This is a genomic window from Bacillus sp. C30 (genome assembly GCF_040838255.1).
In the GTDB taxonomy this organism is placed as follows: Bacteria; Bacillota; Bacilli; order Bacillales; family Bacillaceae_G; genus Bacillus_A; species Bacillus_A mycoides.
Window position 1 is genome coordinate 1 of sequence record NZ_JBFPJH010000098.1, and the last position, 11,522, is coordinate 11,522.

At 35.4% G+C, this 11,522-nt stretch carries 13 protein-coding genes and 1 pseudogene; 10 read left to right on the forward strand and 4 right to left on the reverse strand.

Annotation, left to right across the window (positions count from 1 at the left end):
• Positions 1-117: 117 nt before the first annotated feature.
• A complete protein-coding gene (locus AB3X49_RS11685) occupies positions 118-591 on the reverse strand; it encodes a MarR family winged helix-turn-helix transcriptional regulator (RefSeq protein WP_002188380.1) in 474 nt (157 codons plus the stop codon).
• Positions 592-743: 152 nt separating this feature from the next.
• Between AB3X49_RS11685 and AB3X49_RS11690 the strand changes: the two genes are divergently transcribed.
• From AB3X49_RS11690 to AB3X49_RS11730, 9 genes are all read left to right on the forward strand, one after another.
• On the forward strand, positions 744-1,328 hold the full coding sequence (locus AB3X49_RS11690; protein ID WP_328009593.1) for a DUF3238 domain-containing protein: 585 nt from the start codon (positions 744-746) through the stop codon (positions 1,326-1,328).
• A gap of 136 nt (positions 1,329-1,464) precedes the next feature.
• Positions 1,465-2,049 carry a DUF3238 domain-containing protein gene (locus AB3X49_RS11695; protein WP_002140456.1) on the forward strand — a complete coding sequence of 195 codons (585 nt, stop codon included), beginning with the start codon at positions 1,465-1,467 and terminating at the stop codon, positions 2,047-2,049.
• 241 nt (positions 2,050-2,290) lie between these two features.
• Complete coding sequence (locus tag AB3X49_RS11700) at positions 2,291-2,554, forward strand: metal-sensitive transcriptional regulator (RefSeq protein ID WP_000456201.1); 264 nt, start codon at positions 2,291-2,293, stop codon at positions 2,552-2,554.
• A gap of 88 nt (positions 2,555-2,642) precedes the next feature.
• Complete coding sequence (locus AB3X49_RS11705) at positions 2,643-3,203, forward strand: sulfurtransferase TusA family protein (RefSeq protein ID WP_002186722.1); 561 nt, start codon at positions 2,643-2,645, stop codon at positions 3,201-3,203.
• A gap of 38 nt (positions 3,204-3,241) precedes the next feature.
• Positions 3,242-4,378 (forward strand): MBL fold metallo-hydrolase, encoded by a 1,137-nt coding sequence (locus AB3X49_RS11710; RefSeq protein ID WP_367962179.1) that lies wholly within the window; start codon positions 3,242-3,244, stop codon positions 4,376-4,378.
• Between the two features lie 21 nt (positions 4,379-4,399).
• Entirely contained in the window at positions 4,400-4,630 is a 231-nt protein-coding gene (locus tag AB3X49_RS11715) for a sulfurtransferase TusA family protein (protein WP_002029907.1), read from the forward strand.
• A 38-nt stretch (positions 4,631-4,668) separates the two neighbouring features.
• Complete coding sequence (locus AB3X49_RS11720; RefSeq protein WP_367962182.1) at positions 4,669-5,028, forward strand: rhodanese-like domain-containing protein; 360 nt, start codon at positions 4,669-4,671, stop codon at positions 5,026-5,028.
• An 88-nt stretch (positions 5,029-5,116) separates the two neighbouring features.
• Complete coding sequence (locus AB3X49_RS11725; protein ID WP_002029908.1) at positions 5,117-5,596, forward strand: DsrE/DsrF/DrsH-like family protein; 480 nt, start codon at positions 5,117-5,119, stop codon at positions 5,594-5,596.
• A 33-nt stretch (positions 5,597-5,629) separates the two neighbouring features.
• Positions 5,630-6,403: a sulfite exporter TauE/SafE family protein gene (locus AB3X49_RS11730; RefSeq protein WP_002169110.1), complete on the forward strand. Its 774-nt coding sequence runs from the start codon at positions 5,630-5,632 to the stop codon at positions 6,401-6,403.
• 33 nt (positions 6,404-6,436) lie between these two features.
• Here the strand turns inward: AB3X49_RS11730 and AB3X49_RS11735 are convergent, their stop codons facing one another.
• Positions 6,437-6,877, reverse strand: a complete 441-nt coding sequence (locus tag AB3X49_RS11735; protein ID WP_002029912.1) for a hypothetical protein — start codon at positions 6,875-6,877, stop codon at positions 6,437-6,439.
• A 148-nt stretch (positions 6,878-7,025) separates the two neighbouring features.
• The gene (locus AB3X49_RS11740; protein ID WP_016101760.1) at positions 7,026-8,228 is read right to left on the reverse strand and encodes an LCP family protein; all 1,203 of its coding nucleotides are present in this window, start codon (positions 8,226-8,228) and stop codon (positions 7,026-7,028) included.
• 314 nt (positions 8,229-8,542) lie between these two features.
• Between AB3X49_RS11740 and AB3X49_RS11745 the strand changes: the two are divergent.
• A pseudogene (locus AB3X49_RS11745) lies at positions 8,543-9,543 on the forward strand (YhdH/YhfP family quinone oxidoreductase).
• A gap of 34 nt (positions 9,544-9,577) precedes the next feature.
• On the opposite strand, the gene AB3X49_RS11750 reads toward AB3X49_RS11745, so the two are convergent.
• The gene (locus tag AB3X49_RS11750) at positions 9,578-11,233 is read right to left on the reverse strand and encodes a Na/Pi cotransporter family protein (protein WP_002010739.1); all 1,656 of its coding nucleotides are present in this window, start codon (positions 11,231-11,233) and stop codon (positions 9,578-9,580) included.
• Positions 11,234-11,522 lie beyond the last annotated feature (289 nt).

Genomic DNA, 11,522 nt, shown 5'->3' on the forward strand with positions numbered 1-11,522 from the left:
CCCATATATTTAAAACAAAATTTAAAGGAATCAATGATTTTAATAAAGCTGTAAAAAACGAATCCATTTTGAAAAAGAATAATCAAAGTGGATTCGTTTTTTATATGGAGTTTTTGTTTACCAAACAGGTCGTATGCTCGATGATAATTTTCCTGTATTTTCTTTAGTAACGAATGTTGTTAAATCCTCTTTAAGCATTTGCATTCGTTCTGCACCTATGTTTGCAATCCATCGTTGTTCTATTTCAGCTACTATTTCTTCTTTTGCTTTCATTACTGCTAAACCACGCTCGGTTAAAACAACAATTTTACCTCTTTTATCAGTAGGATGCGTTTGGCGCGTGACATAACCACTGTTCTCAAGAGAATCTACCATTTTACTTATGGCTTGTTTTGAAACCCCTAAAGATTCAGCTAGTTCTATACCGGTTGCTCCATTAGGAAGGATGCGTTTGAACATAAAACCATGCGCTGGCCTAATATCTTCAAATCCTAATTCACTTAATTTGTCATGTAGTTCAGTAATTAATGTGCTGAAAGATAGTGATAAAAGTGATGTAAGATCTAGTTCGTTAAGTGTTTGATGAGTCATGTATATAACCTCCTTACTCATAGTCAATTAAGTTGACTATGAGTAGAATCTATTGTACTATACAGGATGTAGTCAATCAAATTGACTACATAATAGTAATAGAACAAATAATGATTTATCTAAATAAAATCAATGAATTATGGAGGTTTCACATGGTTAATATCGTTAAAATTAGAGGGAGTGTATTTGCACCGTATGCTTTGCTGAAACCTATTCAGGATCCTGCGACGGGAAGAGTGTTTGAATATGCCGGAGATGCACGTGAATTTACACCATACGCTGTGAACACAAAGCGTTCAAGATTAGAACAAGAAGTGGTTGTTGATTTTTATAAAAGAGAAATTTTCACATATGCAGATGCTTGTATCGTTACTGTGAAAATTACAAATCCAGATGGCTCAATTGAGTATCAAAAAGGAGAAACAAGTACAGAAAACATTGCATGTACAAATATTGTATGGAGTGAAGATGAAGTTTCATTTGAAATGAGAGCAAGTGCAAGTAATCCGTTAAACGCGGCAGCACCTGCAGCTGATTATTTTTTGACTATACGAGTTAATGAAAGTGGTACTGTGCATGTTGAAGGTTTACATGATGGTTTTCCTTGCTATGAATTTTATAAACAAATCGACTTTAGTTCATTTGAATTAATATATACACATGATTTCAGGAAAACGGATGATACCCCAGCAGCACTAGCTGGAGAAATGGAATATAGCTTTAAAACAAAAATCTAGATATAAATATAGCGCTATTTTTTAGAAGGAAGTAGCAAACGTAAAAGAGAAAGCTATTGGTTCTAGGATTGAAATTGTGGTCTATTTTATTCAATAGTATGCAGTATATAAAATTAGAATTATAGGGGTGTTTCTTATGACGAATATCGTTAAAATTAGAGCCAGTGTATTTATTCCAATGTCTTGGACAGAACCGCGGAAGGATGCACAAACAGGGAAAGTAATCCAGTTCGAAGGTGATTCACGTGAATTTACACCACATGCGGTAAATACTATGCGCTCTAGAGTTGAGCAAGAGGTAGTAGTGGACTTTTATAAAGAAGAAGTGTTTTCATATGCAAACACGGGTATTACGACAGAGAAGGTCACAAATCCAGATGGTTCTGTGAATAAAAGAACAGGAAAAGCGAGTACTGAAAATATTGTGTGTACGGATATTTCATGGAATTCTGATGGTGTGCAATTCAAAATGAGTGCAAGCGCTAGTAATCCGTTAAATGTGTATGCCCCTCCTGTGGACTATTTATTAACTGTATGTGTGAACAAGGATGGTAGTATCGATATTCAAGGAGAACATGATGGATTCCCTTGTTTCGAATTTTATAAGCAAGTAGATTTCGGTTCATTTGAACAAATTTATACACATGATTTTAGAGAAACTGGTGATACACCTGAAGCGTTAGGTGGAGAAATGGATTATAGTTTTACAAAGAGGTTATAAGAAGTAGGATAATAAAACGGTTGATTCCTTGATTCGTAAATGAAATGAATTAGTTGGACTACCAAGCAGTGTAGTTGAGAAATGCAAAAGCCAATAAAATCAGTGGCTTTTGCATTTTTACTATACTCTAGGAGATTTCAAAAAAATAAACCACTTTACAATATACCCTTAAGGGTATATGATATTATACAAAGTTACAAAGTAATGTATAATATAGTTATAATTACGGAGGTGATCTACAGTGGAATATAATCAAGATATGAAAAATAGATTGAAACGTATTGAAGGTCAAGTTCGTGGTGTGCTTCGCATGATGGAAGAGGGAAAAGATTGCCGAGATGTTATTACACAGTTAACTGCATCCCGTTCTGCACTTGATCGTACAATTGGACTCGTTGTTGGAACAAATTTAGAGCAATGTTTGCGCGAGCAGTTTGAAACAGGTAATGGTTCAAATGAAGAGTTAATTAAAGAAGCTGTTCAATTACTTGTAAAAAGCCGATAATCTGTCAAACATATGTGTTGACAGATTTTCAAAAACATTTTATTTTACCCATACAGGTATACGTATAATAGTTAGGGAGGAAATGATTATGAGTATAAAAGTTGATATGAATTTAGACTGTAAAGGCTTGGCTTGTCCGATGCCAATTGTGAAGACAAAAAAGGCGATGGAAGGATTGGCATCAGGACAAGTTATTGAAATAGAGGCGACGGATAAAGGATCGACGTTAGATATACAAAGTTGGTCAAATAAAGTAGGGCATCAATATATTGGAACGAAACAAGAGGGAGATATATTAAAGCATTATGTACGAAAATCCCATGAACATGAAGTAAATGAAGTTGTGAAGTATCCTCATACAATTACGAATGGGGAATTGCAAAATATATTATTAAGTGGTGAAGAGTGCACTGTATTAGATGTTCGTGAAGAAGCGGAATTCGTCTTTGGTCATATTCCATCCGCAATTTCGGTGCCGTTAGGTGAATTAGATAGTGCTATGTTAGACAGTGCGAAACCAATTTATGTTGTTTGCCGAACTGGTAACCGTAGTGATGCAGCTTGTCAAATGTTGAAAGAGAAAGGTTATTCAAATGTGAAGAATGTCATTCCAGGTATGTTAGAGTGGCAAGGGAATGTGGGGAAATAAAATTTTTTAAATAAAAACATACCTATGGGGGTAATTGGATGAGTGTTAAGATATTACAAGCAAAAGAGGTCGCCGAGAAAGTTTTATTCGGAGAGTTGTTTATTTTAGACGTTCGGAATGAAACGGACTATGAAGATTGGAAAATTGAAGGGAAACAAGTTTCTTCTATAAATAAACCGTATTTTGACTTATTAGATGGTGTAGATCATATTGTAGATGAATTGCCGAGGGAGAAAGAAATTTTAGTCGTATGTGCGAAAGAAGGTTCTTCGCAGTTTGTCGCAGAGCAATTGTTACATGCCGGATTCAATGATGTTTATTATTTAGCTGGTGGTATGAAAGCTTGGAGTGAATATGTAAAGCCGTTAAAAGTAGGAGATGTACAGGGCGGAGGAAGTGTATATCAATTTAACCGTCTTGGAAAAGGCTGTTTATCTTATATGATCGTCTCAAACGGTGAAGCAGCAGTTATTGATGCGGTGAGAACAATTGAAGTATACGAAGATTTTGCAAAAGAACACGGAGCTACTATTACTAACGTAATGGATACACATCTACATGCAGATCATATTTCTGGAGGACGTAGGTTAGCTGAAAAAGTAGGTGGTACGTATTGGTTACCTCCAAAAGATGCGGAGGAAGTCGTTTTCTCATATAAACCGCTTGTTGAAGGATCTGTTATTACGGTGGGGGGTACCAAAATTGAAATTGACGCATTATATTCACCGGGGCATACGATTGGAAGTACATCATTTATTGTAGATGATTCCTATTTATTATCAGGCGATATTTTATTTGTAGATTCAATCGGGCGTCCAGATCTTGCTGGAAAGGCTGAAGATTGGGTGAGTGATTTACGAAATACGTTATATAAACTTTATAAGGAACTGTCTCAAGATTTAATTGTTTTACCAGCTCATTATTCAAAAATAAGTGAAATGGATGAGAAAGGTATTGTGCGTGCGAACCTACAAAATCTATTCAAGGAGAATGTAGGATTAAATATTGCCGATGAGGTAGAGTTTCGTAAAACTGTGACAGAGAACTTACCGCCTCAGCCGAATGCTTATGAAGAAATTCGTCAAACGAATATGGGTAAGGTTTATCCGAGTGTGGAAGAAGAGCGTGAAATGGAGATTGGTCCAAATCGCTGTGCAGTTCATGATTCATTATAAAATAACAAACTGGAGGAATAGATGATGAATGTAAAACAAGTATTAGATGCGAAAGGTTTAGCATGTCCAATGCCGATTGTAAGAACGAAGAGAGCGATGGATACTTTACAAACTGGAGAAGTGTTAGAAGTACATGTAACGGATAAAGGATCAGTAAAAGATATTCCAGCATGGTCAAAAACAGGCGGTCATGAAATAGTAAAGCATAATATAGAAGACGATGTGCTGAAGTTTTGGATTAAGAAGGCGTAGTGAAGAACTAGTTTTGTAAAGGCGGAGAGGTTGGTTATATGAATACAATATTAAGTACGCTTTTCATTGTAATTGCTGTATGGTTTGTTATTTCGCGTTTTTTACCGGTGAAAGGTGTTCAAAATATAAATGGAAAAGAATTAAAGAGTATAGTGGGAAAACAGGGAAAACAATTTGTCGATGTTCGTACAGTAGGTGAATATAGAGGAAATCATATGAAGGGATTTCAGAATATCCCACTAAATGAGTTAGCTAGTAGAGCAAATCAATTAGATAAAAATAAGGAAGTGATTGTTATTTGTCAGAGCGGGATGAGAAGTAAGCAAGCAGCAAAAGTGTTAAAAAAATTAGGGTTTCAGCGCATTATAAATGTTTCAGGCGGTATGAACGCTTTGTAAGGGGAAATTAGTATCGGGTGTAGCTAGATAATTTGAGCCATTTCACAATTTTTAAAATACCCCCATAGGTAATTAGGAGGAGAACAACATGGAACAACAGAAGAAAACAACAATTGTTTTATTTAGCGGAGATTATGATAAAGCGATGGCTGCTTATATTATTGCAAATGGTGCAGCGGCGTATGATCAAGAGGTGACTATTTTTCATACTTTCTGGGGCTTAAATGCCCTTAGGAAAGATGAGCATGTGAAAGTAAAGAAAACGTTCATAGAAAAAGTATTTGGAAAAATGATGCCGCGCGGCGCTGATAAGATGGGATTATCAAAAATGAATTTTGCTGGTATGGGGCCAAAAATGATTAAAGGTATTATGAAAAAACATAATGCGATGCCTTTACCAGATTTAATTGATTTGGCGAAAGAACAGGGAGTTAAACTTGTAGCTTGTCAAATGACAGTAGATTTATTAGGGTTAAAAGAGGAAGAGATTATGGAAGGGGTAGAGTTTGCAGGAGTAGGTGCATATTTAGCAGATGCTTCGGATGGGAATGTGAATTTATTTATTTAAATCACCTTCTTTTTAGAAGGCGGGGGATACAATATGAGTTTAACAGTACTGCTTTTTATTATTGGGTTTATAGGGTCATTTATTTCAGGAATGGTTGGGATTGGCGGTGCAATTATTAATTATCCGATGATCTTATACATTCCAGTATTGCTAGGATTTGCTGGATATACATCACATGAAGTGAGTGGTATTACAGCGATTCAAGTATTCTTTGCAACTTTTGCAGGCGCGTGGGCGTATAGGAAAAGTAACGATATGGATAAAACTTTAGTTGTGTATATGGGAGCTAGTATATTAATAGGAAGCTTTGTAGGTAGCTTTAGTGCGAATCTATTAAATGAGCATGCTGTAAACGTTGTTTACACATTACTAGCTACTATTGCGTCTATTATGATGTTTATACCGAAGCGAAGCAATCGTAAGGGGACAGAAGGAATTACGTACAATAAGTGGCTCGCTAGTTTGCTAGCGTTTATTGTAGGAAGTGTTTCCGGCATTATTGGGGCTGGTGGTGCATTTCTTTTAGTACCGATTATGCTAGTTGTTTTAAAACTACCGATACGTACAACAATAGCAACATCTATCGCTATTACTTTTATTTCCTCGATAGGAATTACTACTGGGAAAGTGATTACTGGACAAATAGTTGTTATTCCGGCTCTTATCGTTGCGATAGCAAGTTTATTTGCCGCTCCTCTTGGAGTGAGAGTAGGGAAGAGAGTGAATCAAAAAGTTTTGCAATACGTATTGTCTACTTTAATTGTAGGAACTGCGATAAAGATGTGGGTTGATATGATATCGAAATAAAAAGATGGTGCTCTTGTAGCACCATCTTTTTATTTACGCCCAAATAACTTTCATTAAGTTCTTATACTCATCGTTTGCCAGTTTATATAGCATTCTCGTATGTTCAAAGACAAGTGCGGGATTAAAGTTTGGTTCTGAGAATGCAAGAGATGTTGAAATATCAATTGCATTTTGTTTGTTTAGCGTGAATTTTGCAAATCGATAAGATGTGTTTAATTCATTGATGACATGTAAAATATCATTTGTTGATGTTGAATCAGGTACAAGAGCAACATTGAAGCAGTATATATCCACAGCAGGATGTTCGCTTTGGAAAGCAGCGATAAGTTGAATTTTTGCGCCAGCTTCTGTTTCTAATCCTACTGAAAAATGTACAGAACCATCATTTTCATCTATATTTTCTTCCATGTATATATCGTTTGATTTTAAGTACTCTTTAAAATCTGAAATGTTATGTTTTACTGCAGCTTTCATATGTGTGAGCCCCCTGATAATTGGAATAGATTACTATTATTTATTATAATTTAAAAATATTAAAAAAGATAGTTGGAAAGTTCTGATTTTTTGTTTTGAAAGCATTAAAAAGAAGCAGTGCTCTACCTCCATAGAGCACTGCTTCACTTTATTCATTGTCATTAGACGATGTTTCTGTATCTTCACTGTTATTCTTATTTTGAGTTTCATCGTTACTTGATTCGCGTTCACTCGTATTTTCAGACTTAGATTCTTTTGTTTTCTCTGAGCTTGTTTTTTTCGAATCAGAATCAGATTTTGTATAGGCAGGTAGTCCAAGGTGACTACGAAGTTCGTTTGTAACATTAGCTAATTCTTTTTTATCTGGATTGTAGTAGTAAGTTCGGCCACCACCAGATGACTTACTACATGTATCATCACCTTTTGCCATGTAACAATCTTCACCTTCAATTTGTAATTTCTCAATTGAAGAATCTGCTCCATATTTATAGAATGAAAGCATATCATCGAATGTTAAGTTTGTAACGAATTGTCCGTTAATATCATCAATGATGTTACCAACTTTTGTTACGGATCCAACGCTTGTTAGTTTCTTTAAAATTGCTTCAATAACGAGTTGCTGACGTTGTCCACGCATCGCATCACTATCAACGTGTCGTGTTCTAGCAAGAGCAAGAGCTTCTTCACTATTTAACTTTTGAACACCTTTTTTCAGGTGAATTGCATCGGCGTTATCATTACTATCTTGTTCAGTAAATTCAACTGGTACGTCAACTTCAATGCCGCCTAAATCATCAACGATTTTCATGAATGATTTAAAGTTGAATTTTACAAAGTAATCGACGGGAACATTCATTAATTTTTCAACTGCATCAATACTAGCTTGTGGTCCACCATCTTTTCCGTTTTTAGTAGAACCAAATGCATGAGCGTGTGTAATTTTATCTTTTTTCTTTTCTACTGGAATATAAGTATACGTGTCACGTGGAATACTTAATAGCTTTACAGTTTTGCTATCTTTATTAAACGTTGCAAGTAATAGTGCATCCGTTCTTATAGCTTCACCATATTCTTTCCCACGGACATCGCTTTCATCAACACCCATTATTAAGACAGAGACGTTATTTGTAATAGGTTTTACAGCTTTATCACGTAAATCAGATTTATCACCGCGCGCTAAATCGTGAGCGGCATTTCGAACAGCAGAAGATGCTTTATTTACTAAAAACCATGTATAACCGCCACCTACTATTAAAAAGAATAGAATGACGCTTATAATAATTTTTGTTTTTTTCTTACTTTTTTTCGGTTTATTGCGTGTATTTTCTTGCAAAGATGGGTTTTGCTCCATTTCTTGTACTCCTTCATTTGAATTGAAATACGACACTCATATCCACTTATTATAATGAAATTTAGCGAAAAAAAACATTACAAATCATTTACATTTCGTAAAAATTCAATTTATTTATAAAAAGTCAGATTTTCTATATTTTATTTTTAAGATGTAGAACAAGTATAATGTGTTTTAGTAGAAATGAAAATATGTAATGTGAGAAAGTGATAGAGAAGTAAGATTTGTTGAAATATAGCCAAGAAGATGTGATTAGCTGTATATATACTTCTTATATAATAAAGAAAGATTTTAAGGATGAAGGAGAGAGCATAATGAATCATACATCATTCCGAGCAATTGTCGTGAACGAAAAAGAAAATAATCAATTTGAAAGAAATCTTGTTGAGAGAGAAATTAATAGTTTACCTGAAGGAGACGTATTAATACGTGTTTATTATTCTTCATTAAATTATAAAGATGCCCTTTCAGCTACTGGTAATAAAGGTGTAACGAGAACATATCCTCATACACCAGGTATCGATGCAGCGGGAGAGGTAGTTAGTAGTGAAAATAACGCCTTTCAGGAAGGCGATCAAGTTATTGTAACTGGATATGATTTAGGTATGAATACTTCTGGTGGTTTCGGAGAATATATTCGCGTGCCATCATCTTGGGTTGTTCCTTTACCGAAAGAAATGTCTTTGAAGGAAAGTATGATGTACGGGACAGCCGGTTTTACAGCTTCCTTATCGGTATATAAGCTCATTAGAGCGGGAATTACGCCTAGTATGGGAGATGTTTTAGTAACGGGTGCTACGGGCGGAGTAGGCAGTGTAGCAGTTAGCATTTTAGCGAAGCTAGGATATAACGTAGTAGGATCAACTGGGAAAATGGAAGAGGAACAGATGCTGCTACGTTTAGGTGCAAAAAAGATGATTCATCGCGCGGAGTTGAGTGATGAATCAGGAAGACCGATGCTTAAAGGAATATACGCTGGGGTTGTCGATACCGTAGGCGGAAGCATGTTAGAAAGTTCTTTAAAGGTAGTGTTAAGTATGGAGGCTGTGTAACAACGTGTGGTAACGTAGCAGGGCATGAATTAAATACAAGTGTATACCCATTCATATTACGAGGGATTAGCCTTTTAGGAATAGATTCAGTTCAATGTCCAGTAGATGTGAGAAGAGACGTGTGGGCATTGCTAGCAGGTGAGTGGAAAAATTCAGAGCTATTATCTTATACAGAAGAATGTACATTAAAAGAATTAGATGAGAAGTTTGCACTTATACTGCAAGGAAAGTTAAAAGGAAGAACGGTTGTAAAGATGAAATGAAAAAAGAGACGCTTACATTAGCGTCTCTTTCCTATTATAATGATTGTTTTAAATTTACTTTTCCTTGTTCGCCTAAAACACCATCAGCGATATTTACAGCGTGATCACCGATACGCTCTAAGTTACTTACCATATCAACGTAGATGATGCTTGCATCACCTGAACAGCTACGTTCGTTCAGACGTAATACGTGACGTTTACGTAGAACACGTTCCATTTGGTCAATTTTACGTTCTTTTGCAATAACCGTTTGTGCTAGTTCAGTATCGAAGTTTGTTAAAGCATTGATTGCATCTTGTAATGTTGAAATTGTTAATTCAAGCATTTCATTTAATTCAGCTAGTGCTTCATCTGATAGTGAAACGCGGTTTGAAATTTGGAAATCTACAAGTTCTACAAGGTTTTCTACATGATCACCGACACGTTCAATATCTCCAACAACACCTGCTAAAACTGAATGTTTTTCAGAGTCTGTAGGTGAAAGTGGTTTTTCTGATAGTAAAACTAAATACTCAATAATTTTTTTATCTAAATTGTTAATAGCTCCTTCTAATTGAGTAGCCATGTCAGCATGTTTTTTATCTTGTGTATTTAAAAATTGGTTTGCTTCTTTTAATCCATGTAATGAAAACTCAGCCATACGAATGATTTCTTTTTGAGCCTCTGTTAAAGCGATAGCTGGAGATTGCTCAATAAAGATTGGATTTAAATGTTGCGGTTTGAAGTTAATAGATGCATCTTCACCACGAATAATTTTTGTTACAATCCAGGCTAATACTGCAATGAATGGGAACTGAATGATTGTATTCGTTACGTTAAACGTCCCGTGTGCAAATGCAATTGTCATTTCTGGATTTAAGTTTAATGACGTTTGGAAATATTGAATTAAACTTGTAAATGGTATTAATATAATCGTAAAGATAATGGTACCGATAATATTAAAGATAACGTGAACTAATGCTGCACGTCTTGCTGCAATTGAAGTACCGATTGCTGCTAATACGGCTGTAATTGTCGTACCGATGTTATCACCGAACAATACAGGAAGAGCAGCTTGTAAATCGATTGCACCTTGACCGAATAGTTCTTGCAAAATACCGATTGTCGCACTTGAACTTTGTACAATTAAAGTGAAGACTGTACCAACAACAATTCCTAAAATTGGATTATCACTCATGCTAACCATTAACTCTTGGAATGACTCTAAAGAACGGAGAGGTTTCATACCTGCGCTCATTAATTCTAAACCGAAGAATAACATACCAAAACCGAATACGACTTGACCTACAGAATGTACTTTTTTATTTTTAAAGAAGAATAGTAAGATAGCCCCAACTGCCATAATTGGGAGAGCGTATTCTCCGATTTTAATCCCGATAATAAATGCAGTAACTGTCGTACCGATGTTCGCACCCATAATAACACCAATTGCTTGTCTTAATGTCATAAATCCGGCACTTACAAGTCCGACTGTTAAAGCGGTTGTTCCTGAACTTGATTGAATTAATACTGTAACTAACATACCTGCTAGTACACCCATAAGAGGATTTGTTGTAAAACGATCTAGAATATCGCGAAGACGATCTCCAGCTGCTTGTTGCAGTCCATCGCCCATGTATTTAATCCCGAATAAGAAAATACCTAATCCACCAATGAACTGGAAGATCATATCTTGAATATTGTATTCCACGCATTCCACTCCTTAAATTTCATGTAGGATGTAATTATTAACTAAACCTTGAGGTACTGTAAACGGTTTATCAGTAAAATTTACACTAAATTTACAAAGGGATAAAAAGTTTACAAATCTTTAAAGAAACACCTGGATTTAATTGGTTTTTTAGATGATATATCTGATCGGTTTGTAAAGAAGTCACATTCATCACACTATTTGCGGATAGTAAAAATAGGAGAGGTAAACTATCCAAATTGGATGCGCTAAGTAAAGTGTCACCTTATTTATAATAATGGTTCTTTGC

Excerpts from the sequence above, each read along its gene's own strand:
- AB3X49_RS11685 (WP_002188380.1), bottom strand. The coding sequence starts at position 591 with ATGACTCATCAAACACTTAACGAACTAGATCTTACATCACTTTTATCA.
- AB3X49_RS11690 (WP_328009593.1), top strand. The coding sequence starts at position 744 with ATGGTTAATATCGTTAAAATTAGAGGGAGTGTATTTGCACCGTATGCT.
- AB3X49_RS11695 (WP_002140456.1), top strand. The coding sequence starts at position 1,465 with ATGACGAATATCGTTAAAATTAGAGCCAGTGTATTTATTCCAATGTCT.
- AB3X49_RS11705 (WP_002186722.1), top strand. The coding sequence starts at position 2,643 with ATGAGTATAAAAGTTGATATGAATTTAGACTGTAAAGGCTTGGCTTGT.
- AB3X49_RS11710 (WP_367962179.1), top strand. The coding sequence starts at position 3,242 with ATGAGTGTTAAGATATTACAAGCAAAAGAGGTCGCCGAGAAAGTTTTA.
- AB3X49_RS11715 (WP_002029907.1), top strand. The coding sequence starts at position 4,400 with ATGATGAATGTAAAACAAGTATTAGATGCGAAAGGTTTAGCATGTCCA.
- AB3X49_RS11720 (WP_367962182.1), top strand. The coding sequence starts at position 4,669 with ATGAATACAATATTAAGTACGCTTTTCATTGTAATTGCTGTATGGTTT.
- AB3X49_RS11725 (WP_002029908.1), top strand. The coding sequence starts at position 5,117 with ATGGAACAACAGAAGAAAACAACAATTGTTTTATTTAGCGGAGATTAT.
- AB3X49_RS11730 (WP_002169110.1), top strand. The coding sequence starts at position 5,630 with ATGAGTTTAACAGTACTGCTTTTTATTATTGGGTTTATAGGGTCATTT.
- AB3X49_RS11735 (WP_002029912.1), bottom strand. The coding sequence starts at position 6,877 with ATGAAAGCTGCAGTAAAACATAACATTTCAGATTTTAAAGAGTACTTA.
- AB3X49_RS11740 (WP_016101760.1), bottom strand. The coding sequence starts at position 8,228 with ATGGAGCAAAACCCATCTTTGCAAGAAAATACACGCAATAAACCGAAA.